A 25,558-nucleotide genomic window follows, 5' to 3' on the forward strand; every position below is an offset into this window, starting at 1 on the left:
CCGGGGCTCGCGGTACAATGCGTGCGCCCGCGTGCACTGGAACTGCCTCGGACATGCGATGTGGCTCTGCGAGGCCTCCGGCCTCCGGCTGCTGTTCGACCCCTTGCTGCGCCCCGAGCACCACTGCGGCGTGTTCGAGACCGTGCCGCGGCGCATCGTGAACGCCGAGGCGCTGCGCCCCGACTTCGTGCTCGTCTCGCATCGGCACCCCGATCACTTCGACGTGCCCAGCCTGCACCGGCTGAGCCGGATCGATCCCGACGCGGTGGTGGTGACCCCCGACGCGCTGGTGGCCTGGGCCGCGCGCACGCTGGGCTTTCGCACCGTACACGCGCTGCCGCCCGCGCAGCGGGTGGCGCTCGACGGCGTGCAGCTGGTGACCACGCCCTCCCTCGGACCCGACGAGTGGGGGATGCTGGTCGAGGCCGAGGGCGCGGTCGCATGGAACCAGGTCGATGCGGTGCTGCGCGATGCGGCGCACGTACGCGCGGTGCTCGACCAGGCGCTGCCCTCGCTCGGGCAAGAGCCGACCGACGCGCGGGCGCAGGGCGTCGAGCTGGCGATCGTGCGCTGGCAGCCGATGCTCGAGATCGCCGCCGTGCTCGGCCATCGCACCGCGTTTCCCTATGCGAGCTACGCCGAGCTCCTGGCCCAGGCCGCGGCGGTACGGGCCACGGCGGTGGTGCCCGGCGCCAACGGGGCCGCGCACGTGGATGCCCTGCGGTGGATGGATCGCTACGTGTTCCCCGTGTCCGAGCGCCGGTTCCTGCGGGATCTCGCCCGCGTCAGCCCGGGGACCCAGCCGCTGCCGCTGCGGGTGGGCGGTCGCTTCCACGTGGAGCCCGGCGCCGTCACCCTCGAGCCCGAAGGCGCGGCCGCGCTGATCGAGCCGCTCGATGGCGGTGGTGGTGACCCCCGCCGCTATCGACCGCACGCGATCCCCGAGCTGCTCGACCCCAACCCCAACGGCCACGACGAGGCCATCACCCGCCCGCGCGTGCACGCGTGGATCCACGAGACGCTGGCCCCCGCGCTCGCCCGGGCGTGGCCCGGCATGCGCGTCCGCGAGCCCCTGCGCTTCGTGGTAGAGGTGGTGTTCCCCCGGGCCCACGACGCCTTCACCCTACACGTGGGCCCACACGGGGTACGCGTGGAGCCCAGCAACGACGAGGACTGGGACCTGCTCAACGTCGTGGCCGGCTCGCTCTTGTGGGAGGTGATCGAGGGCCGGCGCCACTGGGGTGACGTGCTCCTGGCCGGCTGCCTGCGCGCGAGCACGCGCGCCTACTCGGTGGACGAGCACGGGCTGCGGCGGGCGGACGTCGGCGAGACGTTCCTCTACTACGCGCTGCCCTACGACGAAGCGGTCGAGCGAGCGGTGCGACACGAGGTGCACACCTGCCTCGGCCGATCTTCGAACTCGTAGCTGCTCTCGAGCTGCTGGTCCGAAGTAATCGTGGTATGATGGCATTCACACTACGTGAGCCCGAGCCGGAGGAGGCACGCGAGCACGCTCGTCCTCGCCTCCAATGGATGCTCACACGTCGGCACCGCGATGTCGGTGAGACGAGTGGTCGCAAGGAGGCGACACCACGATGTGCGCGCCCATCGAGCCGTTCCTGGCAATCGTCGTATGCATCCTGTCGATCTCGTCCAGTGCATGCGACGTGATCGAGGCGGTCGCTCGCGGGGCTCCGTCGTTCCGACGAGAAGCCCGCGCTACCGCTCCCGCCGCAGACGGGCGACACTTGACGATCTCGATGCAGGCACCGCGCGGGGTGTTCGCGTGCCAGCGACCCGATGGCAAGCCGCTCGAGGTCGGCGGTGGCGCTCCCTTCTCACAGCTCTACATCGATGATGCTCGAGTCGAGGAGATGCCCTTCAACGAGCGCGAGGGCATGGTGGACGATGCCATCATCTTCGCCACGCATGCCACCTCGGTCGCGGTGGCGCTCACGCCGGGGGAGCACACCGCCTACTGCACGGTGCTCCCCAACGAGGACGAGCATGATCGAGCGGTGGAGCCCGGCGACGCTTGGGAACACTGCCGCACGGACACGGCCGCGTCGACCTGGTGCACGAGGTCGGGCACGCTCACGTTCATCGTGAGCGGCTCGACGTAGCCAGCGCCTCAGAAGAGCGGCAGCCCGCAGATCGCCCGCCCGATGAACTCGTAGAGCAGGTCGGTCGTCGGCGACATCACGGTGGCCGCCCGCGCATCCCGGAAGTGCCGCTCGAGCCCCACCTCCTTGCGGAACGCCGCCCCACCGCAGACTCGCATCGTCATCTCGGTCACCTCGATCGCCGCCTCGCCCGCGGCCGCCTTGATCTCGAGCACCCGCAGCTGCGCATCCTCGCGGCCGGTCTCGATCGCCGTCAGCGTGTCCGAGAGCAGCGCGCGCACCATGTCGACCTTGATGCGGCCCTTGGCCAGGTAGGCGCGGATCGTGGGCAGATCCGCCAGCGACTGCGACACGGCCGAGAGCTGGGTGCTCCCCACGTGGGCGCAGGCCTTGGTCAGCGCCGCCTCGGCCACCCCCAGGTAGCAAGCGGCGGCCAGCACCTGGAAGTAGGACAGCACGATGCCCATCATCACGTCCATGCCCTTGCCGTCCTCGCCGAGCATCGCCTCCCTGGGCACGAGCACGTTCTCGGCCGTGATCGGGCTCGACGCGTTGCCGCGCAGGCCCAGGCCATCGAACGGGCTGGGGATCGACAGCCCCGGGGCACTGCCCGGCACCAGCCAGATCGTCGAGAGCCCCTCGGCCGCCACCGGTCGGCTCGACCACACGTAGCTGTCGACCTGCCCGGCCGACGTCGACCAGCTCTTGCGCGCATCGAGGCGGATTGCGCCGTCGACCTCGGTCGCGGTCGACAGCGGCGCCCAGAAGTGGCTGCGCGAGCCGAACTCGGAGAACGCGAGCGTGGTGACGTGGCGCCCCGCGGCGATCTCCTTGCGGACCTCGAGCGCACCGTGCTGCTCGATCACCGCCGCGGCGCAAAAGTGCATGCACAGCACCATGCCCGACGATCCACACGCACCGCCGACGTGCTCGACCACCCTGGCTGCCGTGCGCAGCCCCTCGCCCAGACCGCCGACCTCCTTGGCGCTGATCGTGCCGAGCAGACCCACCGTGCCGAGCGCGTCGAGGGTGGCGCGCGGGAACTCGGCGTTCGAGTCGACGGCGAGGGCGTTGGGCGCCACGACGTCGGCGACGATGCTGGGGAGGGCGTCGATGGGAGAAGTCTGCTCGGTCATGTGGGGGTTTCCTTGGTTCCCACCATCCTGCCATCATGCCGAGACCGAGCAACCGGATCGAGCCACTGGCAATGGGGCCCAAATAGACGCGAGCAGTCGACGCCTCCCCAGGTGTCGACTGCTCGCAAGTTGCCCGCTCGGGTTCTCCCTCCCGAGGCCTCGTATCCCCGTACCCCAGTCCAAGATCTCGAAGAGATTCGGCTGGTTGGGCTCACCTCCATCCCCCGATGAGGTGGCCGTCGTTTCACCAGCCGTGTCTTCAACCTACAAGAACGCCGGCGGCGAGACCACCAGGAAATGCGTAAGTGATTCGCTGAAAATCACATGTTCATGCAGTCCGAGTGCATGGACATGCATGATCGCCAGCGCGACGAACCGCGCGCTATTCCGCTCGACCCGCGCTCGTTCGACGCAGGCGTCGGGTGATGAGCAGGGCCATCTCGAGCGCCTGCTGATAGTTCAGCCGAGGGTCGACCTTGCTGCGGTAGTGCAGGTGCAGATCACCCTCCTCGATGCCCCCTGCGCCTCCGATGCACTCGGTCACGTTCTCGCCCGTGAGCTCGAAGTGCACGCCGCCGAGGTGCGAGCCCAGGCCCGCGTGCACATCGAACGCCTGCTGCAGCTCGCTGAGGATCCGATCGAAGCGACGGGTCTTGATCCCCGAGGCCGTGGTCTCGGTGTTGCCGTGCATCGGATCGGCACACCACAGCACGGTTCGCCCGTTGCGGCGCACGGCCTCGATGAGGCGCGGGAGCTCGGCCTCCACCCGATCCGCCCCCAGCCGGTGGATCAGGGTCAGGCGCCCGGGCTCGCGCTCGGGGTCGATGCGCTCCATCACCGCGGTGAGCTGCTCGTCGCTCATGCCCGGGCCCACCTTCACCCCGATGGGGTTGCGGATCCCCCGGCAGTACTCCACGTGGGCCCCGGCCGGGTCGGCCGTGCGCATGCCGATCCATGGCATGTGCGTCGCCAGGTCGTACCAGCCCGTGCGCCGCGGGACCTGGCGGGTCTGAGCCTGCTCGTACTCGAGGCTCAGCGCCTCGTGGCTGGTGTAGAGGTCGACGCGGCGCAGCGGCAGGCTCTGGGTGCCCGTGACCGCCTCCATGAACGCGATCGCGTCCTTGATGGACTCGGCGATCCGCCGGTACTCGTCGTGATGAGGCGAGTCCTTGGCAAACGACAGATCCCAGTTCTCGGGGTGGTGCAGGTCGGCAAAGCCTCCGTCGGCCAGCGCCCGCACGAAGTTCAGGGTCAGCGCCGAGCGCTCGTAGCCGCGCAGCAGCAGCGTGGGGTCGGGCGTGCGTGCCTGGGCGGTGAACGGCGAGCGATTGACGATGTCGCCGCGGTACGAGGGCAGGGTGACGCCATCGCGCTCCTCGGTGGCCGACGAGCGCGGCTTGGCGTACTGCCCCGCGATCCGACCCACGCGAATCACCGGCGTGCGGGTGCCGTGCACCAGCAGCAGGCTCATCTGCAGCAGGATCTTGAAGTTGGTGGCGATGGTGTCGGGCGCGCAGTCATCGAACGACTCCGCGCAATCGCCCCCTTGCAGCAGGAACGCCTCGCCGGCCGCCGCCCGGGCCAGCCGCTCGCGCAGCGCCTCGACCTCCCACGAGGTGACCAGGGGCGGGAGCCGGGCGATCTCGGCCTGGACCTGCGCCAGCACCGCGGGATCGGGGTAGGTCACCTGCTGGCTGACGTCCTTGGTCTTCCACGAATCCGGGGTCCAGGGCTCGGGCATGGCGGGGCGCACCATAGCAGCAAGTCGCACCGATCGATCGCCACGGGGTCGACACTGGTAGGCGCGAGGCCCCCGGGTCCTCATCCTCCACTTGAACCATTGAGACCTTCGATGAACCTAGACATCATTGTGTGGAAGACCAGCTTGACCGCGCTCGGCCTGGGCAGCCTGCTGCTCATGGGCTGCGACCAGGGCGATGGCAACGACCACGGCGTGGCCGAGACGAGCGCGGGCGAGACCGAGGGCGAGACCGACGATCTCGGTCACAGCGATGACCAGGGCGATCCCCCTCCCGGAGCCGACACCACCACCAGCGGCGCACCTCCCGGCACCACCGCCGGCGAGCCGCCCCCCGACGAGCCGCCCCCCGAGGACGAGCCCGAGGCCTGCTCCGAGCTCGGCGCCTCCCGGGCCTGCGTGACCGACGACGAGCAAGAGGGCACCCAGTTCTGCGACGACCTCTATCACTCGGGCGCGGCCGAGCGCGTGTGGGGCCCGTGCCTGAGCGCCGTGGCCTGCGAGCCCGGCGACTCGCGCAGCTGCTTTGGCGAGTGCGGCGAGGGCGAGGACAGCGGGGGCATGTGCGGCATCGACGAGCACTGCAACCTCTACGACGGCGTGCCCGACTGGGACACCAACCAGGGCGACTGGGACGGCTGCAACACCCCGCTGGTGCTCTCGTTCGACGGGCGGGAGCCGCAGCTCTCACCCGCGCGCGCGGCCACCTTCGATCTCGACGGGATCGGCGGCTGCATCACCACCGACTGGCCCCGGGCGACCACGCCCTGGCTGGCCCTCGACCGCGACGGCAACGGCTCGATCGACTCCGGTCGCGAGCTGTTCGGCTCCGGCACGCGGCTGCGCGACGGGACCCGGGCCGCGCATGGGTTCGAGGCCCTCGCCGAGCTCGACGACGACGGCAACGGGATCATCGACGTCCGCGACGCGGGCTTTTCCCGGCTGGTGCTGTGGGGCGACCACGACGAGGATCGGCGCTCGACGTTCGCGGAGACCGAGGATCTCTCGCGACGGCAGGTGCTGTCGATCGAGCTCGGCTATCGCGTGCAGCGGCAGTGCGACGATCGGGGCAACTGCGGGGTCGAGCGCGCGAGCTTCACCTTCATCGACGAGCACGGGCAGGTGCGGCAGGGCGAGGTCGTGGACCTACACCTCGCGTGTCAGTAGCGCCGGTCCGCTCGAGCGATGGAACCAAGTGCGAAGCGCCCGTCCTCGGTCGAGGACGGGCGCTCGTTCGTTCACCGGGTTCGTCTCCGAGCCGCCGCCTGCGGGCGGCTCGGGCCGCACCCGTCACATGCAGATCGGCAGGTACTGCAGGTTGGAGACCTGCTGCCCGTAGCTCCCGACGAACGTCGGCGGGTCCCCGGTGTCCAGCGACACCGAGTACAGCGACGGCCCCGTCGAGATCCACGCCTGGCGGGTCACCGGGTTGTACTCGAGTCCGGTGGGCGTCCAGCTACCGCCGAAGAACGCGCTGAGGTCGCGCAGCTGCGTGGCCGCCCCGGTGTTGGGGTCGATGCTGTAGATCGACTGGTCGATGCCGTTGGCGATGAGCAGCTGCGACGTGACGCAGTCGAGCGCCATTCCGCACGAGAAGATGTCGAGCGGAGCCCCGCCCAGGAGGATCGGCACCGAGCCGACGATCTGCCCGGTCACGGGATCGAACGTGAGCAGGGCGTCGTCGTGGTCCACCCCATAGAGGTTGCCGTCGGGGCCGAACTCGAGCCCGCACACGATCGTGCCGGGTGCCGCATAGGCGGGCCCCACCGGGGCGATCACGCCGTCCCCCGCCATGCACGTCGCCGCGTAGTCGACGTCGAACACCTGCACGCTCGTCAGGTCGTTGGCGTAGATCTGGAACAGATCGTTGTAGGTCGCCGTGACGATGTTGACGTTGGGCACGCCCCCGACCGGGGTCTCCAGCGTCACGAACGGGGAGAGGCTGGCGTTGCCCTCGTCCACGACCGCGATGCTGCGGGGGGCGACGGCGTTGCCCTGGTAGGGCAGGAAGGCCGTCAGCTGCACCGCACCCGGGTTGAGCGCGGCGTTGGTGTCGTAGCAGTCGCTGCCCGACTCGATGGTCCCTCCGGGCGCCGTGTCGCCCCAGCCGTCGCCGTCGGCGTCGAGCATGCACAGGTCCGGCGGAGTCTCGTTGAACGCCGTGCCGGGGAACGCAGCGGCATTGGTGTCGTCGCAGTCGTTGCCCGGGACCACGCCGCCCGGCGGGTCGTCGTCGCCGAAGCCATCGTCGTCCTCGTCGCGCATGCACTCCAGGTCCAGGGGAGGCGCTTCGTTCTGAGCGGCCCCCGGGAACGTGAACGGCGAGGTGTCGTCGCAGTCGGTGTCGTCGAGCACGTGGTCGACGGTGGGCGGACCCACCGAGACCTCGCAGTCGCCGGGATCGCCGAAGCCGTCGCCGTCGGCGTCGAGGCACCACAGCTGGCCGCACGCGTTGGTCATGGGGTTGCACAGCGGATTGCCCGGGTCGGTGCAGTCGGCGTTCACCAGGCACTCCACGCAGCTCATCGCGGGCACGTCGCAGATCGGGGCCGGTGCCATGCAGTGCCCGTTGCTCAGGCACTCCACGCACGTCTCGGAGCCCAGGTCGCAGGCCGGGGTCGGGGCCGAGCAGTCGGCGTCCGACAGACAGCCCGTGCAGGTGTTGTCCGCGAGGTCGCACACCGGGGTCGCCCCGCCGCAGTGGCCGTCGTTGGTGCACTGCACGCAGACCTGCGGCACCAGGTTGCACACCGGCCCCATTGGGTTGCCCATGCAGTCGCCGTCGTCGACACAGCCCACGCAGACCATGGGCCCCGGATCACAGGCCGGGGTGGGCGCGGAGCAATCCCCGTCGTCGGCACAGCCCACGCACGTGTTGGTCACCGGGCTGCACGCCGGGCCGCCCGGGTTGCCCACGCAGTCGGCGTCCGCGAGGCACTCCACGCAGACCATGGGGACCACGTCGCAGACCGGGGTGGGCGCGGAGCAATCCCCGTCGTCGATGCAGCCCACGCAGGTGTTGCTCATCACGTTGCAGACGTTGCCCGGCGGGCAGTCGGCGTCGATGAGGCAGTCCACGCACAGGTTGACCGTCTCGTCGCACACCCCCATGGGGCAGTCGGCATCCATCACGCACTGCACGCACAGCTCGGTGGCCGTGTTGCAGAACGGACCCACCGGGTTGCCCGCGCAGTCCCCATCGTCGAGGCACTGGGTGCACATGGCGTCGGAGAGATCGCAGACCGGGTTCTGTGGATCGGTGCAGTCGGCATCGCTCAGGCAGCCCACGCAGGTGTTGGTGCCCGCGTTGCACACGTTGCCCGCCGGGTTGCCCGCGCAGTGCCCATCGTCCACGCACTCGACGCAGATCTGCGGTCCAGGCTGGCAAGCCGGCGTCGGCGCGGAGCAGTCCGCATCGTCCACGCAGCCCACGCACACGTTGCCGGTCGGGTTGCAGACCGGAGTGCCCCCGCCGCAATCGCCGTTGTTCACACACTCCACGCAGACCTGCGCCATGGTGTCGCACACCGGACCCACGGGGTTGCCGACGCAGTCGCCGTCGTCGACGCAGCCCACGCACACGTTGGGATCGGACGCGGTGTCACAGGCCGGAGTCGGCGCTGCACAGTCGGCGTCGCTCAGGCAGCCCTCGCACATGTTCGTGCCGAGATCGCACACGCCACTGGGGCAGTCGGCATCATCCATGCACTCCACGCAGACGTTGCTCGCCACGTCGCACACCCCGGTGGGGCAGTCCGCATCCATCACGCACTGCACGCACATCTCGGTGGCCACGTTGCAGACCGGGCCCGCCGGGCTGCCCACGCAGTCGGCGTCCTGGAGGCAGCCGGTGCAGGTGTTGTCGGTCAGGTCGCACACCGGGGTCGCCCCGCCGCAATCGCCATCGTCCGCACACTCCACGCAGACCTGCGGGCCGGTGTCACAGACGGGACCGGTCGGGTTGCCCACGCAGTCCGCATCGTCCACACAGCCCACGCAGACCTCGGCCATGGTGTCGCACGCCGGGGTGGGTGCCGAGCAGTCGGCATCGTCGAGACACTGCGTGCAGGTGTTGTCGGTCAGGTCGCACACCGGGCCCGCGGGGCTTCCGGCGCAGTCGCCGTTGTCGAGGCACTGCACGCAGATCTGAGCCCCCATGTCACACACCGGTAGACCCGGGTCGGTGCAGTACATGTCGCTGAGGCACTCCACGCAGACGTTGGGATCCGGCGCGGTGTCGCAGGCGGGGGTCGGCGCCATGCAGTCGTCGTCGTCCAGGCAGCCCTCGCACACCTGGGTGCCGGGATCGCACACGCCTCCCGGGCAGTCGCCGTCGTCCACGCAGCCCACGCAGACCTGGGCGCCCGGATCGCAGACCAGGCCGTCCATGCAATCCTCGTCGACCAGACAGCCCACGCACGTGTTCTCCGACGTGTCACACACGCCCATCGGGCAGTCCTCGTCGTCCACGCACTCGACACAGGTCATGTCGTCCGCGTTGCACACCGGGGTGGGTCGGCTGCAGTCGTCGTCCTCGACACAGCCCACGCACACGCGCTCGGGCACGTTGCACACGCCCATCGGGCAGTCCTCGTCGTCCGCACAGCCCGCGACGCACGTGTTCGCGTCGGAGCAGTACTCTCCCATCGGACACGGGTCGTTCTGTGGCGTGCACGGCACGCACTCCCCATCCTCGTCCGCATCCAGGTCGCACACCGGGTCGTCGCCCCCGCAGTCCTCGTCGGACTGACAGCTCGATCCGCCTCCGGAGCCCGCGGTCGTGTCCTCCCCCGTCGTGGTGGGCACGGTCGTGATGGTCGTGCCTCCGTCGTCGGTCGAGTCATCGGCACTCATGCCCGTCACGATGGGACACTCCGCGGACTGACCGCGGCCGAAGCCATCGTCGAGGCATGGATCACCACAGGCCGTCACTGCGAAGGGAATCGACACCCCCGCAATGCGAAAGAAGATGGATTGCATTCGAGATGTCATCGGGAATCTCTCGGGCAAAAGGGTCACGAACCGCTCCCAGATGGAGTCGGCAGACCGTGGATGGAGTTGTGGACAACGGGCTGCCTCCCGAAGTGGAGGCAGTCGATCGTGGCGTAGGTCGTACGATACCCGGGCAGCGGGCACCAAACGCCCGCTGCCGTCTACTCCTCGAGCCGCTCGAGGATATGGGAAGCTACTGCTTGATCTTGAACTCGATGCGCCGGTTCTTGGCGCGACCCTTCTTGGTCTTGTTGGTGTCTACCGGCTCATCGGGCCCCGCGCCGCGGGTCGTGATCCGCGAGGCGTCGACGCCCTTGCCAACCATGTAGTCCTTCACCGAGTTGGCGCGATCCTGCGACAACGTCATGTTGTCCTCGCGCTTGCCCACGTCGTCGGTGTGGCCGCTGATCTCCACGCCGACGCTCGGGAACTTGATCAGCACCTCGACCGCGGCATCGAGCGTCTTGAACGAGGTCTTCTTGATCGTCGACTTGTTGGTGTCGAAGCGGATGCCCTCGATGACCCCCGTGAACTTCTTGACCTCTTCGGGCACCTCGTCGGGGCAGCCGTCGCCGTCCTCGTAGCCGTTGGGCGTCTCGGGCTCGTTGACGCACTGGTCGTCGGGGTCGAGGATGCCGTCGCCGTCGGTGTCGGGGATCGGGCAGCCGTCGTACTCGGGCACGCCCGGCACGTCGAGGCACTTGTCGTCGGGATCGAGGATGCCGTCGCCGTCGGTGTCGGGGATCGGGCAGCCGTCGTACTCGGGCACGCCCGGCTCGTTGACGCACTGGTCGTCGGGGTCGAGGATGCCGTCGCCGTCGGTGTCGGGGATCGGGCAGCCCTGGTACTCGGGCACGCCCGGCTCGTTGACGCACTGGTCGTCGGGATCGAGGATGCCGTCGCCGTCGGTGTCGGGGATCGGCGGCGGCACGTAGGGCTTGGGCCGGTTGAACGTGAGCACGAACGAGACCAGGCCCTCGAAGTTGTGGTTCTTGAACGTCTCGTCCACGCCGCGCTTGTGGCTCATCACGTCGCGGGCATCGAGGCGGAGCGCGAACTGGCGGTTGAAGAAGATCTTCACGCCGCCGCCGAAGTGGGCGCTGGGGTCGATGTCGGCGCCCACGGCGTTGCGCTCGCTCTGCACTCCGAGCAGGCCGCCGCCGACCAGGACGAACGGGGTGATGCTCCACCTGGGGAGCTGCGCGATGAGCTGGCCGCGGAACCCGAAGATCGTGGCATCCACGTCGTTGTCGGTCTGGGTGGGCATGGCCGCCCCCTCGAGCTCGACACCGAAGAACCGCAGCGGCATGTACGAGATGCGCGCGCCGATCTCGGGACCAATCGTCTTGTAGTTGCGAAAGCCCTGGTCGGGCAGGTCGAAGGTCGGCTCGAACAGCTCGTGGTTCTTGCCGGGCAGGTACACGCCGCCCATGATCCCGACCTCCACCATGTGCTTGGTGGGGGCCCAGCGGCGGATCCAGGGCTTGGCCTTGATCTCCTCGGCCGTCTCGGTACCGACGTTGCCCTTGGCCTCGCCTTCGGCCGTGGCTTCGCCCTTGTTCTTCTTGCCCTTGTCCTTCTTGTCCCTGGACGCGGACTTCTGACCCTTGGCCTTCTTCTCCTTCTTGCCGCCGCCGAGGCTCACCGAGGCGCTTCCAGACGCTTCGGCATCGGCCCCGGCTTCGGGTTCGGGACCCACGAGGTCACCCTGGGCAGCAGATGCACCAGAGAGCTCGGCGACGAGGAGGGAGGACGTGAATAGCGAGAGGAGCGTCGTCATGGTGAGAGCGCGAGCGGTGGGGGCGCCGGCGCACTCTAGCAAACCAAAATGCGCGAGGGGTAGCGGAAATGACGAGCTCGGCAGCTGACACCAGGGGGCCACATCCACGGTTGGGTGGCCAGGGGCCGCGTCCCTTCGTTTCCAGGGGATCGGTGGAGCCGCATCGCGTCGATTTCAGTCGCTTTCGAAAACGGGGGATCGTTCGATGGGGTCCGGGGGGCTGGATGGAGGGGGTACCCTTCGTGCCATCAGCTCCCGCCTCCTCCGGGTCTCTCGCTCGGCCGGGCGGCGCAGCAGCACCGGCACCAGCGTCCGGGCTCGCGCCAAGGACGCGTCGTCACCCAGGTCGATGAGCGTGCGGAGCATCTCTTCTTCGATCTCTCCCCGGGCGCGGTCGTCGGGGAGCGGGGCCTCCCGTAGGGCGTGCTCGAGGGCCTGCTCGACCTCCGCGAGGCGGGCCGGCTCGAATGCCCTCAAGGCCCCCGCCACCGCCAGATGGGCCGCCGATTGCTCCGGCGCGAGCGCTCGCCACAGCCGGGCATGATGGAGGGCGAGCCCCGGATCGTGGGCCTCCATGGCCAGCCGATGCCGAACCAGCAGAGGGGCCGGATCCTCGGGGTGGAGCTCGTGATAGCTCGCGGCCAGCGCGTCCGCATGTCGCGGAGCCCGTGGCATCAGACCGTCGACCAGCAGCATCCACGGCTCGGCCCGCCCCGGGCACAGGGCGGCCAGCTCCTCCGGGCTCGGGTAGCGCTCGAGCAGGTGGTCCACGAGCGCCTCGTCGAGGGGGTCGTGGAGCTGGGCCAGGCCCGTGGCCATCGTCCGGTCGACCTGCTCGGGGGGCGCCCCCAGCTCGGCCCGGGCGGCCGCCAGTATGAACCAGGGATCCACGTTTCCGGGGCGCCGGGCCACGGACACCTCCGCCCTCGTGCGCGCCTCCTCCCACTGCCCCCGTTGGGCCGCGCGGCGGGCCCACAGCCCGTGCAAGCGGCCATCGAGGGGGCGCCACGGCATTTCGGTCCTCGGATCCACCTCGCCGGCCAGGATCGCCGCGTCGATCGCCGGTCGACGGGTGAACGAATGGGGAGCCGACCACGTCGCCAGGCCCAGCGCCGCCAGGAGCCCCACGCTGCCGATCCACCGCGCCCGGCCGGGCGCCCATCGCCACGCCGGCTTGGGAGACAGCGCCCCGGCCAGCGCCACCGCCGGCGCCGCGACCCCCAGGAACTCGAACCCGAAGTCGGCCGCGTTCTGCAGCGCGGCGGCCAGCAGCCCCAGCAGCACCAGCTGTCGGGCGGCGCCGTCGTGGCGTCGACGGTGGGCGACCATCGCATGGACCCACCACCCCGCCGTGCCCAGGACCATCGCACCGCCCAGCCACGGGCCCCACTCGACCACCATGGCCAGCGGAGCCGACTCGAGGTGGGTGTGCAGCACGTGCGTCGGCGTCGAGTCGATCGCTCCGAACGCATCGATGAACGCACCGCGTCCGATCCCCACCCATGGCGACTGGCCGACCAGCGCCAGCGACTCGTGAGCGATCCGCAGCTTGGTGTCGAGGTCGGCATCGGGATCGGCCAGGTCCAGCAGCGTGCCCAGCTCGCGCCAGGCTCCATGCTGCGCCACCAAGAGGAACAGCCCCAGCAGTCCCACCACCACCACCACCCGCAGCGGTGACATGTGCCGCGAGCGACGGCGCTGGCTGTGGCGCTCCGATCGCTGGCGTCGCAGCCCGAGCCACGTGGCCACCGGAGCCACCAGCAGCAGCGCCACGATCGCACCGCGCGACAGCGACAGCACCAGCGCAGGCACCTGCACCGTGAGCGCCGCCATCGCGGCCAGGAAGCGATCGCCGTAGCGATCCACCTTCGATGGATCGCGAGTGTCCAGGCCCTGGCGGTGTTGATCGGCCGCCAACCCGCCCGCCGCAAAGATCCCCAGCAGCAGCAGTCCCGATTGATGGTTGGGGTTGACGAACGTCCCCATCATCGACGGCAGCGTCGACGGGTCCACGTCGCGCGGGGCATAGACCCCGTAGATCGCCTGGAAGCCGAGGGCCTCGTGGGCGAAGCCGATGAGCGCCACGGCCGAGCCCGCCAGTGCGGTGGCCGTGGCCGTGGCCCGCCACGACAGCTGGGCGGCGGCCACGAACAGCAGGGTCAGACCGAGGAGGCGGGCGCACTCGAGCCCGGTGTCGCCGGGTGACGGCGAGAGCCCGGGGCGCGCCTCGATGCCCGTGCCGACCAGCGCTTGCTCGATCGCCGCATGCATCTGCGGGGCCAGGGCCTGCTGGATCCCCGGCACCGGAGCCCACTGCACGAACGTCAGCAACGTGGCCGCCAGACCCAGCAGCACCGGCCGGGGCACGAGCAACGGCTCACGGCTGCGCGTGCACATGCGCTGCCACAGCGCCAGCAACACCACCAGGAACACGAGCATGGCGGTGGGAGGAACCCCGCCCAGCATCAGCGCCGGGCTGCCAACGGCCACCATCAAGAGCGCCTGGGACCACGACCGACGTCGCTCCTGCTGCCGTCGCCCCGACCGCCGCACCGGCTCGACCGGCTCGAGCTCGGGATCCTCGTCGGGGTCGTCGCTCATCGATCACCCCAAGGGTGGCAGCAATGCGGGCACGGTGCGGACCGGCCCGCGGGAGCCTGATTATTCGGTCGGATACGAGGTTTTCAAGTGCAGTTGAAATCGCCCGATCGAGCACTCAATGGCCGATTGACGCCCGCCGTAGGAGCAGCGAGAAGCCCAGGAATCTGAAATACGGTGATCTACCGTTTGAAAGTCGCACCCGCTTGGACCACCCTGCGAGGACCAGCGTGGAAGTCCTCCTCGGCCTCATCATCGCGATGGCGATCGGCTTGACCGGCGTGGGCGCAGGCACCCTCACCGCCCCCGCGCTGATCTTGTGGTTCGACGTGCCACCGGCGATCGCGGTCGGCACGGCGCTCGCGTTCGGGGCCGCGGTCAAGCTGCCCGCGATCGTGGCCTACCTGCGTCGGGGCCAGGTCGACTTCGCCACGTTCCGTCGCATGGCGCTGGGTGGAATCCCCGGCGTGCTGCTCGGAGGCGTGCTGCTCCAGGGGCTGGACCACGGCCGCTCGCGCGGCGTGGTGCTGGTGCTCGTGGGCGTCGTGGTCGTGGCCTCGGCTGCGTTCTCGCTGCTTCGTCGCGCGCCCACCGAGCCCGCGGTGGCCAGCGAGCGACGCTCGTGGCTCGCCCCCGTGTCGGCGGCGATCGGCGTCGAGGTGGGGTTCTCCTCGGCCGGCGCCGGCGCGCTGGGTACCGTCGCGCTCTTCCATCTCACCTCGCTCACGGCGGCCCAGGTGGTGGGGACCGACTTGCTGTTCGGCCTCTCGCTGGCCGCGGTGGGTGGTTCGCTCCAGGCGGCCTTTGGCTCCTGGGATCCCACGCTCTTGCTGCGGCTGCTCTCCGGGGGAATCGTCGGCGCGATCGTGGGAGCCAACCTCGCCGTCGCCGTACCTCCTCGGATGCTGCGCACGGGGTTGATGGTGTGGCTGCTCTACGTGGGCGGCCACATGACGCTCAAGGGCGTCGGCGTGCTGGCGGTGGCGCTCTAGCCCCACGAGCGCCGTGGCTGCACGGGCGCAGCCGCGCTCCGGGGCAAACGCACCACGGTGCATCGCCGGCCTTGGTCGTGGCCCCCCGTGTGACTCGGATCCACGAAACGTCGCGACCTCGGCAATGGCCCCGTGCTCCGAGCGTCCAAGGCCCCCATGCGCATCGGCCCTCGCTGGATCCCGCTGGTCTCGTGGCTCGCCTTCGGTTGTGATCACGCCGACGCACTTCCCGTGACCCCCGGCATCCCGGAGCCCCTGGCCTGCCGCTCCCGCGTCGACCCCGAGCAGCTGCTCCCCAGCGACGCGGTCATCGTCGGCTACTACGACATGGCTCGTGAGCGTCGCCTCGCCCCCGACGTCTCGGCCACCAACGCCGCCGGGCCCCGTGCGCTGCTGCCCCTCATCGAGCTCGAGGCCGCGCGCCTGGCCTGGGTCGGCCTCGTCGCCGCGTGCGAGCTCGACCAGGACTTCTTGCGCGAGTCATGGTTCTCCGTCGATCGCTCCGAGGAGCTGCTGGCCGTGGTCACCGGCAAGGGCATCGGCGACGGCGATGCCCTTCGCTGTCTGCAGCGGCAGCTCGGGCGCTGGGAGCCCGATCTACTCGACACGACCATCGCCGGCGATGGCTGCGGCGTGAGCTTCGAATACGACGGCATGCTCGCGTTCGCTCCCCACGACGAGCTGCTCGTGCTCGGAACCGAAGGCGCCGTGGCGCGGGCCCGCCACGCCTGGTCCTCGGGGCGGGGCTCCGGGCCCACCGATCTGCTGCCCCGGCGCCGGCCCAACAAGAGCTACGTGTGGGCTGCCGCCGATCTCTCCGCCTGGCTCACCCCCGAGGAGCTCGAGCACGAGCTGTCGTCCACCGCCATCGAGGACCTCGATCCCCTGGCCGCCGTCCGCACCGTGGAGGTCGAGGCCCAGCTCGGGCGCCGCTACTCGCTGCGCGTGGGCAGCTCGTTTCGAGTGGAGTCCGATGCTCGCGCGGTGGAGGCGATGATCCGCGCCCTGCTCGACTCGCCCCCGCCCTCGCTCCCCGACTGGGCCATCGAGCTCATCGGCACGCTCGAGCTGTCGCGCAAGCACACCCACGTCGACCTGGTGCTCCCGCTGTCCCGCCGCCAGGCCCACCAGCTCGGCCTGCTGCCCAACGAGACCGAGGCGAAGCAGGTGCCCGCGTTCCCGTGGCTGGCGCTGTTGCTGCTGCTGTGAGGCCGAGAGCAGCTCAGTCCGAGCCCGTCGCGGGTGCTCGATACGTGTAGTAGTCCCCGCCGTAGTCGTAACGCTCCTGGCGCGTGTCGACCTCGTTGAGGATCACCCCCATGATGTTCGCGTCGGCCTGCCCCAGCTGGGTCAGCGCGCGGTGGAGCTCGCCGCGCGTGGTCGAGTCGCAGCGCGTCACCACCACCACCGCGTCGGCCTGGCCGGCCAGGATCAGCGGATCGGTCACCGGCAGCACCGGCGGGCTGTCGATCACCACCAGATCGAAGCGCTCCTTGAGCTCGCCCAGCAGCCGCCGGAATCCGGGCCCGTCGAGCAGCTCGGCCGGGTTGCCCGGGATCTCCCCGCACGGAATGATCTTGAGGTTCTCGGGGGCATCCTCCGGAGCGGGCAGCAGCGCCGCGTCGAGGCCGGCCCGCTCCGACAGCAGGGCCGCGAGCCCCAGCTCGTCGTTGTCGACCGGCGCGGGATAGATGTGGTGGATCCGCGGCCGTCGCAGGTCGGCGTCGATGAGCACGACCTTCTTGTTCGCCTGGCAGAACGACAGCGCCAGGTTCATCGCGGTCGAGCTCTTGCCCTCCGAGGAGCTCGGCGAGGTGATCATGATGCTCCCCACCGGCTCGCGACCCTGCGCAAACGTCAGCGCCGTGCGGACGCCACGGCAGCGCTCGGCCATCAGCGACTGGGGATAGAGGTGCGAGTAGAGGTCGCGCTGGCGTCGCTGCGCCCGCACGTTGCCCATGCCCAGCCGGTTGTCGGCGGGCAGCAGCGGCAGCTGACCCAGCACCGGCAGCCCGAAGCTGGCCAGCGCGCGCTCCAGGTCGAGCAGACCCCGAATGCGATGGTCGCGGAAGTCGATGCTGATCGCGAGCAGCGCCCCCAGCCCCAGCCCGCCCACCAGGCCCAGCGCCAGCAGCAGCAGCTTGGGGGGAAACACCGGGATCGTGGGCACGGTGGCGCGATCGAGGATCTCGATGCCCTCGGCCTCCACGCGGTTGGTGATCGCGATCTCGGTGTCGCGCCGTGCGACCAGCAGGTAGTCCTCGGCGGCGCTCGCTGCCTCGCGCTCGAGCTCACGGTAGCCGCGCTCGAGGTCGCCCAGCGCCAGCGCCTTGTCGTTCTCGCGGCGCATGGACGACGCCAGGTCGCGCTCGGTCCCCCGCGCCGCGGCGAGCTGCGACTCCAGCGACGCGATGAGGCTCTTGGCCTCGCGCTCGATCTTGGCGTTGACCATGTCGAGCCGCCGCTTGGCCTTGCGGTGCTCCTCGTGCTTGGGGCCGTACTCCACGTCGATCGCATCGAAGGCGGTGTCGGCGTCGAGCTGCTCCTGCCGCAGCTTTTCGAACAGCGTGCGATCCTCCTCGGGCAGCAGGCTCGCCGCGGCCAGGTCGCCCCTGGCGTGCAGGTCGCGAGCCTGCGCCAGCATGTTCTGCAGCTCGATCCGCCGGGCCTCGGAGTCCTTGGCTCGAGTGGACAGCGTGAGGATGTCCTGCGTGATCACGTTTTGGCGATCGGACAGCGAGATCGACGTGATCTCGTGGGCGCGCTTGAAGTCCTCGAGCGCCTTCTCTGCGTCCTGCAGCTTGAGCTGGGCCTTGTCGCGCTCCGCCGAGATGTTTCCCTTGGCCTCCTCTCCCACGCGCGAGCGGCTGCGGCGGACGTGCTCGATGTAGGCATCGGCGATCGCGTTGGCGATCTCGGCCGCGACCTCCGCGTCGGGGTACTCGGCCGAGATCTCGACCACCCGCGAGTTGCGGACCTCCTGCACGAACGTCAGGTCGCGCAGCCGCTGCACCGGATCGATCTGGTCGGCCAGCGCCTGCCGCTCCACCTCGCTCTCGATGTCCGCGATGCCCAGGAACACCGGGTCGTTGGCCAGCCCCAGCTCCGTCAGGGCGCGCTCGGCCACGGAGCGGCTCTGCATGATGGTGCGCTGCGTCTGGTAGTACTCGCGATAGCCCAGCACGCGCCCCTCGGCGTCCTCGGCCACGCCCTTGACCTTGTCGAGCACCTGCGGCCCCGACATGTGCAGCACCACGCTGGCGGTGGCCTTCCATCGCGGCTGCAGCAGCATGATCGCCAGCGCGGCTGCGGCCATGCACAGCGTGCTCGTGACCACCACCACCATCCATCGCCTCCGCAGGATCGCGAGCAGCCGCAATGCCTGCGCCAGCACGTCGGCGTGGGCCGCCTCGTCTTCGGGGCGCGCTGGCGTGGGGCCAGGCGCGAGCTGGGGTGAGCGAGCCATGGGTTGGCCAGCAGCGCGGCTAGCTTAGCAGGGGGGTCCTGGGGCTCCAGGTTTGTCGCCGACATTGGGCCGCCGGATCCAACACGCGCGGCTCGAACCCGGGTTTCTTGCCCGATCCGGCCGGATGTGCCTCGGCGGGATCGGCGTCACGCGCGAGCATCGGGCCAGGTCCGCACCACCAGCTCGCGCAGGAGGGGCTCGCTTTCGCGGGCGTTCACGTGCTCGGCGTAGCGCGGCAGGGCCAGGCCCGCGAGCTCGGGGGCCCGGTCGTGAGCCCGCGGCGCGGCCGGGTCGACGACGAGCGGGGCCACGGCTGCCTCGATCCGCGACAGCTCCACGCGCTCGGCCGCGAGCTCGGCCGCCTTCAGGTGCTCGTAGGTCGATTGCCAGCGCGGGTCGTGCTCGCGATCCGAGCTCACCGCGCGCCGCAGCACGCGGAGCTGCTCCACGCGTGCGTGCACCGGGGCGGCGGCGTCGAGCATCGCGGTGAGCGAGGCCTCGTCGAGCTCGACGCCCCGCTCGGCCAGCCACAACAGGCCCAGCACCACGTCCACGTCGACGCCGTGCTCGTCCTGCAGGCGCAGGCACAGCGGGGCGACCCCGGGGAGCGCGTAGGTTCGGACGGCGAAGCGCCACAGCGCGTCGCGAGGGGACGCGGTGGGGGAGGAGCCTGGCAACCCGAGAAGCCCTACCACGATCTGCGACTCGATGTCCGACCCATGGTGCTATGGTCGGCGTCCGCGGGAGGCCAGGTTGGGCATCGAGGGATCCTACGACTGTCGGGTCGTGTTGCGAGCCGAGGGGCTTGGCAACGAGACGATGGGGACCAAGGAGAAGTTCTGGTATCGCGACGGCAGTGGCGCGAGCTGGCTCTTCAAGTTCGCGCGACGGAACACGGGAGAACACTGGTCCGAGAAGATCGCAGCGGAGATTGGTCACATGCTCGATATTCCATGTGCGCGAGTCGATCTCGCGACCTGCGATGGCCAGCCGGGTAGCGTATCGATGAGCTTCGTGGAGACGGGCAGTGGATCCCTCGTTCATGGGAACGAGCTTCTTCAAGAGGTCGACGAGACCTACCCAACCGTACGGCTACGCGGGGTTTCGAAGCATACCGTCGGCGCAGTACTCCAGCGGTTGAAGGGAGTGGATCCTCCGAGGAGCGCCGAGTCGTCACTGGCCTGTGCAGCCGACTGGTTCGTTGGCTATCTTCTCCTCGACGCCGTCATCGTCAACAGCGATCGGCACCACGAGAACTGGGGCGTACTGCAACTGGCGAGCGGTGTTCGGGTGCTCGCGCCGAGCTACGATCATGCATCGTCACTGGGTCGGGAGTTGACGGACGGAGAGCGACAGCGGCGCCTGGAGACCAAGGACCCCGCGTTCGAACCGTCGGGCTACGTGAGCCGCGCTCGCTCGGGATTGTACGCCGAGGTCGGCGCCAAGCGACCATTGCACCCAGCAGACGCCTTTCGACTGGCAGGCGAGCAGCACCCGGCTGCGATGGCGATCTGGCTCTCTCGCCTGCGAGACACCGGTTTCGGCGGATTCGAGCGCATCGTTGCGCGTGTGCCCGACACGATGATCAGCGACACGTCGAGGGCCTTTACCCTTGCAGTCCTGTTGGCAGCCCGTCAGAATTTGCTCGACCACTCGAACTCGGTTCCCGGCTCGCAGTCATGAATTCCCGAAGGCTCATCGTCAACTGGAGGCACGAGTCGACTCGCGCAATCGTGCCCGTCGCCGAGCTCGTGGCGACCCGAGCCGCCGCGGAGCCACGGGAAGTGCGGTATGAATTCGGGTACATCGAGGGCGTGCGCCGAGCTCTCGAGCTGGGCTTTCAGCCGTTTCTCGCGTTTCCCCATCTGGACCGCCGCTACGCGGGCTCGAATCTCTTCCCCTTCTTCCGCAATCGAGTGCTCCCGAGCACGAGACCAGACTATGCCGCCTATGTAGAAGCGCTCGGTCTGTCCGTGCAGAACGCGACCGAGGTCGAGCTGCTCGGACGAAGCGAGGGACGCAGGCAGACGGATCGAGTCGAGACGGTCCTCGCCGCCGAGCGCGATCCGGACACGGGCCGGTACGTGACGTTCTTCCTCCTCCGAGCCGTCCGCCACATCCCCGGGGCCGAAACCGTGATCGCGGAGATGCGACCAAGAGACGAGCTCGAGGCCGTGCCCGAGCCCACGAACGAGCACAATCCTGGGGCCCGGCAACTGCGGTTCGAGGGCTCGATCGTCGGCTACATCGCGGACTACCTCCTGACCGACCTCGATCGTCTCGTCGCGGCAGCGGGGAGCCCACGGTTCGTGGTGGAGCGCATCAATCCGCCTCCCCATCCTGCCCATCATCGCGTGCTCGTTCGGGTCGACGCGGCGTGGCCGAGCGGCTTCGAGCCGTTCGACGACCCCGTGTTCCTTCCCTATCGGGGCGGGAACGACGGCGAGTCCCCGCTCTCCCTCGTCGGTTGATCGGCGGAATGTACGATCTCAGTGCCGTCGTCGGCGTCGCGCGCCCCAGCCCATCGCCAGCAGCATGAGCGCCCAGCTGGCCCAGCCGCTGCCCTCGTCGGCTCGGCATCCGCAGCCTCCCAGGACTCCGTCCGCCCCCGGATCATGGCAAGAGGGCGAGACGGGCAGGCTCCCGGCCCGGCTGCCGTTCCACAGCGCCAGCGCGGCGTCGATGGCCTCCGTCTCGTCGATCAGCACCACCGGGGCGGCGCCGGGCAGGTGCTCGGTCACGCGCTCGGCGTAGGGCATGTCCTCGAACCCGAACACCGGCCACTCGTCGAACGGCTGCAGGCGAACGTCACGGGCGCCGGGCAGACCCTGCATCTCCGCGCGGCTCGAGCACGCCAGGAACCGGTTGGCGGCCACCGCGGTGTCGTCCACCACGTCGAACGCCTGGGGCTCCACGTGGAAGGTCGGATCGAGCGTCATCTCGTGAGGCGAGAGCGTGGTGTAGAGCCGGGTGACGAAGGGGTTGGTGTCGAGGATCTCGAGCGCATGCTGGCCCGGGTCGATGATGCGGCTGCGCAGGGTTCGGGCGAACTCCAAGGGATCCCAGTCCCGCTCGTCCACCAGGTCCTCGTAGCACTCGATGCACTCGTAGAACGCGCTGGGCGTCACCCCCTCGGGCACGGGCAGGTACGCGGCCAGGATGCCCTCGATGAGCGGGTGCCCGAAGGTGCACTCGCCGAACTCGCAGGACAACAGCCCCTGCTGGCTCAGCAGCCCCGGCACCTCCAGCGGCGTCGCGCTCTGGAACGGAGCGTGATCCCAGCGCTCGTCGTAGAGCCCATCGCGCGGGATCCTCCCGGTCGGTCCCGCGAACTCCGTCACGAAGCCGTGCCCATCGACCATCGGCGTGTCGATGGCCATCGTCACCACGTCCTTGTAGTTGGAGGCCAGGTTGATCCAGTCGAGCTTGAGGTGGTTCAGCTCCACGTGGCGGTAGTTGGTCGGATACGCGCGGGTGTTCGACAGGAAGAACGTGCGGATGTCCATGTCCTCGCTGGCCGCGATGGCCGTGAGGCGGATGGGCACGCAGGGCTCGGTGCCCTCGTAGCGCATCTCCAGCGGGTGCACCTCGCCGACCCCGGCCCCGTTGGTGAGACGGATGGCCGCGAACATGGCCCCGTCCTCGATGTACTCCTGCAAGATCGGCGTGGCGTTGGGGTCCTGGTAGAACTCGTTGTCGCCGAGCCAGGTCATCAGCTCCTCGGCGGTCTGGCTCTGCAGCACCACCACGTCGAACGCTCCGATCGTGTGGCTCGAGACCACCTCGGTGCCGCCACCCGTGGTCTCGCCGTCGTCGCCTCCCTCGCTGCCTGCGGCACTTGTGCCCGGCGATCCCGTGAAGCCCCCGTCGCCGGCGGCACCGCTCGTGCCATCGCAGTAGTCACCGCCCCCCCAGCCGTCGTCCCAGTTGCCGTCGTCGCCGAAGCCCCCGCACGTCTCGACCTCGTTGACGTACCCGTAGCTCGGCACGGTGGAGTTTTGCAGGTTGAGGAACAGCTGCTGCGAGCTCACCGAGAATTCGGGCGAGGTGCCGAGGATCGGAATCAACCAGGCGAAGCGCTCGGCTCCCGACTCGGGGTCGTACTGGATCTGGATGTGGGCCTCGACGTGGGTCGGCCCCACCACGAACACGATGGTCTCTCCCGTTTGATCCACGGGCATGGCCTCGGGGTCCACCACGTTGGGGCCCGCATCGCAGAAGAACCCGCCGCACGCGTGGGCCGGGCGCGCGGTGGTGAGGGCCATCAGGCCGCCGAGACCAAGGGTGAACGCAGCAGTACCAACGAGGCGCATGAGAGACCCTTCTCCAAGCCAAACGAGATTTCCTGGGAGAGCGGCAACGCGCACCCAGGTGCGCGCTCCCCCGTCGGGACCCACCACGGTCCCGTCCCCAGGCCGCGCGCACCCGGTGCAAACATCGGGCCCCGTGTGATTGCAGGGGGTTGGCGGCCCCAGGCGCTCGAGGGTCGGGCGCCGGTGTCTGAACCCGTGACATCGATGTCGCGATCGACGGGTGAGCGACTACCATGGCCAAACCATGCACCCCCGGATCTCGATCCTCGCGCTCTGCTCGCTCGTGGCATGCGGTGACGACGTTCCCATCGTTGGCGGCACGGGCTCGTCGTCGACGGCCAGCCTCGATGGCTCGACGACGGTCGTCGGCACGATGTCCACGACGAGCACGGGCTCGAGCAGCGAGGGCTCGTCCGCCCCGGCCGAGACCACCATGGACCCCGCGACCGGCTCGAGCACCACGACCACGACGGCGACGACGGGCTCGAGCGGTGAGGCCAGCACCGGAGCGACGACGGGCTCGAGCGGTGAGGCCAGCACCGGCACCACCGACGGGAGCACGGGGACCTCGGGTGGCATGGAGGAGTGCCAGCCCACCTACCCCGACGGCGACATGCTGTGCGCAGACGGCCAGGTCGTGGCCGGAGAGCTCTGCTACGAGATGGTGCCGCCGCTCCAGGACATGGGCACGTTCGCCACGCGGGTGTGGGCCGGCGATCTCGACGACGACGGGGATCCCGACGCCATGGTGCTGGTGGAGTTCCCGGCCGCGATGGCGGTGCTGCTCAACGATGGCCTCGGCAACCTCGTTCACGACGACACCTACGGCCTGGTGATGGGGGCGAACACGGGCGCGCGGGACGTGGCCGTGGGCGACATGGACGAGGACGGCTGGGTGGATGCCGTGGTCGCCTTCACGTCGCCGCCCAGCCTGCTGGTGCTGGAGAACGACGGCGGTGGTGCGTTCGGGTTCCCCGTGGTCACCCCGCTGGCGCAGGCGCCTCATGCGGTGGTGGTGGCCGACCTCGACGGCGACTTCCTCGACGACGCCGTCGTGAGCGATGCGCTCGGCGTCACCGTGTACTACGGGCTCGGCAACCAGTCCTTCGGGATGTCGTCGTCGCTCGCCGATCCCGCGCTCGTGGAGGGGCGCGACCTCGCCCTGGCCGACTTCGACGGCGACGCCGATCTCGACGTGGCGGTGACCTTCAGCCAGACCGTGGCCGTGTTCCCCAACGTGGGCGGCGTGCTGCAGGCGCCGAGCACGACCCCGGTGGCGACCTCGGTGTTCGGGCCCAACGACGTCGCAGTGGGCGACATGGACCTCGACGGGATCCCCGATCTCGTGGTGGCCGACTCGCTGCAGAACGAGGTGCACGTGCTCATCGGCGTCGGCAACGGCACGTTCGTACCGAACCCCATGCCGGTCGCGGGGCGCTACGCGGTCGTCGGCGAGGTCGATGCCGACTGCAACCCCGACGTCCTCACCCGCACCGCGCCCCTGATGGTCGATCTGCTGACGATCTACCCCGGCGACGGTGCGGGAGGGCTGGCCACCGGCACCAGCTTTGGGCTCTATAGCGGCATGGTCGACCTCGAAGGGGCCGACTTCGACGGCGATCTGCTCACCGATGCCCTGTTCGCGATCGGACCCTCGGGCGAGGTGGGCGTGGCGCGGACCGAGCCGTAGCCGGCACGCTCAGTCGGCACGCTCGACCAGGCGATACACCGCGGCCGGTCGCCCGCCCGTACTCTGCTGACCGTCGATCGGCTCGATCTTGCCCTCGTCCACCAGGCGCAGGAATCGACGGCGGAAGTTGGCCTTGTCGTAGGTGGTGCCCTCGATGATCTCGTACACGCGCCGAAGATCGCCGATGGTCAGCTCGCGGGGCACGAGGTGGAAGGCCACGCGCGGGTCCTGGCTCAGGCGTGCGCGCAGGTGATCGAGGGCGAAGCCCAGGATCTCGGCATGATCGAACGCGAGTCGCGGCAGCTCGTCCACCGTGAACCATCGCGCGGCGGCGGCGTCGGTGGCCGCCTGAACCCGCGAGAACAGATCGGGCGAGACCACCGCGAGATACGCGATCGAGACCACCCGCCCCCGCGGATCCCGGCTGGGGGCTCCGAACGCGTGCAGCTGCTCCAGCCACACCTCGTCCACGTCGAGACCGGTCTCCTCGCGCAGCTCTCGGCGGGCCGCCGCGTCGAGGCTCTCACCCCGACCGCCGCGGCCGCCTTCGACCTTCACGAAGCCGCCCGGGAGCGCCCACTGGCCCGCGAACGGCTCGAGCGCGCGCTCGATCAGCAGCACCTGCAGCCGCTCGTGCCGGATGGTGAGCACCACGATGTCGACCGCGATGGCCGGGCGGGGGTGATCGTAGATCCTGGGCATTGGTGAG

At 69.7% G+C, this 25,558-nt stretch carries 17 protein-coding genes; 8 read left to right on the top strand and 9 right to left on the bottom strand.

Annotated elements, in window-relative coordinates; all coding sequences use genetic code 11:
• The first annotated feature begins 31 nt into the window (after positions 1 to 31).
• Together OEB96_RS39640 and OEB96_RS39645 are read left to right on the top strand one after the other, a co-directional pair.
• Positions 32 to 1,426, top strand: coding sequence for an MBL fold metallo-hydrolase (locus OEB96_RS39640; RefSeq protein ID WP_266222111.1), 1,395 nt, complete (start codon positions 32 to 34; stop codon positions 1,424 to 1,426).
• A gap of 169 nt (positions 1,427 to 1,595) precedes the next feature.
• Complete coding sequence (locus OEB96_RS39645) at positions 1,596 to 2,123, top strand: hypothetical protein (protein WP_266222112.1); 528 nt, start codon at positions 1,596 to 1,598, stop codon at positions 2,121 to 2,123.
• 8 nt (positions 2,124 to 2,131) lie between these two features.
• Here the strand turns inward: OEB96_RS39645 and OEB96_RS39650 are convergent, their stop codons facing one another.
• Together OEB96_RS39650 and OEB96_RS39655 are read right to left on the bottom strand one after the other, a co-directional pair.
• The gene (locus tag OEB96_RS39650; protein WP_266222113.1) at positions 2,132 to 3,259 is read right to left on the bottom strand and encodes an acyl-CoA dehydrogenase family protein; all 1,128 of its coding nucleotides are present in this window, start codon (positions 3,257 to 3,259) and stop codon (positions 2,132 to 2,134) included.
• 382 nt (positions 3,260 to 3,641) lie between these two features.
• Entirely contained in the window at positions 3,642 to 5,000 is a 1,359-nt protein-coding gene (locus OEB96_RS39655; RefSeq protein ID WP_266222114.1) for a class II 3-deoxy-7-phosphoheptulonate synthase, read from the bottom strand.
• A gap of 111 nt (positions 5,001 to 5,111) precedes the next feature.
• Between OEB96_RS39655 and OEB96_RS39660 the strand changes: the two genes are divergently transcribed.
• Positions 5,112 to 6,185 (top strand): calcium-binding protein, encoded by a 1,074-nt coding sequence (locus OEB96_RS39660; RefSeq protein ID WP_266222115.1) that lies wholly within the window; start codon positions 5,112 to 5,114, stop codon positions 6,183 to 6,185.
• Positions 6,186 to 6,308: 123 nt separating this feature from the next.
• Here the strand turns inward: OEB96_RS39660 and OEB96_RS39665 are convergent, their stop codons facing one another.
• The 3 genes from OEB96_RS39665 to OEB96_RS39675 form a co-directional block, all read right to left on the bottom strand.
• Entirely contained in the window at positions 6,309 to 9,998 is a 3,690-nt protein-coding gene (locus OEB96_RS39665) for a YncE family protein (RefSeq protein WP_266222116.1), read from the bottom strand.
• 205 nt (positions 9,999 to 10,203) lie between these two features.
• Positions 10,204 to 11,709, bottom strand: a complete 1,506-nt coding sequence (locus OEB96_RS39670) for an OmpA family protein (protein ID WP_266222117.1) — start codon at positions 11,707 to 11,709, stop codon at positions 10,204 to 10,206.
• Between the two features lie 255 nt (positions 11,710 to 11,964).
• The gene (locus OEB96_RS39675) at positions 11,965 to 14,391 is read right to left on the bottom strand and encodes an O-antigen ligase family protein (protein WP_266222118.1); all 2,427 of its coding nucleotides are present in this window, start codon (positions 14,389 to 14,391) and stop codon (positions 11,965 to 11,967) included.
• Positions 14,392 to 14,618: 227 nt separating this feature from the next.
• Here OEB96_RS39675 and OEB96_RS39680 point away from each other — a divergent pair, with 227 nt between their 5' ends.
• Complete coding sequence (locus OEB96_RS39680) at positions 14,619 to 15,380, top strand: sulfite exporter TauE/SafE family protein (RefSeq protein WP_266222119.1); 762 nt, start codon at positions 14,619 to 14,621, stop codon at positions 15,378 to 15,380.
• A 156-nt stretch (positions 15,381 to 15,536) separates the two neighbouring features.
• Positions 15,537 to 16,589, top strand: a complete 1,053-nt coding sequence (locus tag OEB96_RS39685; RefSeq protein ID WP_266222120.1) for a hypothetical protein — start codon at positions 15,537 to 15,539, stop codon at positions 16,587 to 16,589.
• Between the two features lie 13 nt (positions 16,590 to 16,602).
• On the opposite strand, the gene OEB96_RS39690 is transcribed toward OEB96_RS39685, so the two are convergent.
• Together OEB96_RS39690 and OEB96_RS39695 are read right to left on the bottom strand one after the other, a co-directional pair.
• The gene (locus OEB96_RS39690; RefSeq protein ID WP_266222121.1) at positions 16,603 to 18,846 is read right to left on the bottom strand and encodes a GumC family protein; all 2,244 of its coding nucleotides are present in this window, start codon (positions 18,844 to 18,846) and stop codon (positions 16,603 to 16,605) included.
• Positions 18,847 to 18,992: 146 nt separating this feature from the next.
• Complete coding sequence (locus OEB96_RS39695; RefSeq protein WP_266222122.1) at positions 18,993 to 19,523, bottom strand: TIGR02444 family protein; 531 nt, start codon at positions 19,521 to 19,523, stop codon at positions 18,993 to 18,995.
• Between the two features lie 109 nt (positions 19,524 to 19,632).
• On the opposite strand from OEB96_RS39695, the gene OEB96_RS39700 reads away from it, so the two are divergent.
• Together OEB96_RS39700 and OEB96_RS39705 are read left to right on the top strand one after the other, a co-directional pair.
• The gene (locus OEB96_RS39700; RefSeq protein ID WP_266222123.1) at positions 19,633 to 20,529 is read left to right on the top strand and encodes a HipA domain-containing protein; all 897 of its coding nucleotides are present in this window, start codon (positions 19,633 to 19,635) and stop codon (positions 20,527 to 20,529) included.
• Positions 20,526 to 21,317, top strand: coding sequence for a hypothetical protein (locus tag OEB96_RS39705; protein ID WP_266222124.1), 792 nt, complete (start codon positions 20,526 to 20,528; stop codon positions 21,315 to 21,317). The genes OEB96_RS39700 and OEB96_RS39705 overlap by 4 nt, the downstream gene beginning before the upstream one ends.
• Before the next feature lie 18 nt (positions 21,318 to 21,335).
• On the opposite strand, the gene OEB96_RS39710 is transcribed toward OEB96_RS39705, so the two are convergent.
• Positions 21,336 to 23,159, bottom strand: coding sequence for a DUF2330 domain-containing protein (locus tag OEB96_RS39710; RefSeq protein ID WP_266222125.1), 1,824 nt, complete (start codon positions 23,157 to 23,159; stop codon positions 21,336 to 21,338).
• Between the two features lie 244 nt (positions 23,160 to 23,403).
• Between OEB96_RS39710 and OEB96_RS39715 the strand changes: the two genes are divergently transcribed.
• The gene (locus OEB96_RS39715; RefSeq protein WP_266222126.1) at positions 23,404 to 24,849 is read left to right on the top strand and encodes an FG-GAP repeat domain-containing protein; all 1,446 of its coding nucleotides are present in this window, start codon (positions 23,404 to 23,406) and stop codon (positions 24,847 to 24,849) included.
• Between the two features lie 9 nt (positions 24,850 to 24,858).
• Here OEB96_RS39715 and OEB96_RS39720 read toward each other — a convergent pair whose 3' ends face one another.
• Positions 24,859 to 25,551 (bottom strand): NUDIX hydrolase, encoded by a 693-nt coding sequence (locus OEB96_RS39720; protein ID WP_266222127.1) that lies wholly within the window; start codon positions 25,549 to 25,551, stop codon positions 24,859 to 24,861.
• Between the last annotated feature and the right edge of the window lie 7 nt (positions 25,552 to 25,558).

Source organism: Paraliomyxa miuraensis (assembly GCF_026337845.1).
Lineage (GTDB): Bacteria > Myxococcota_A > Polyangia > Nannocystales > Nannocystaceae > Paraliomyxa > Paraliomyxa miuraensis.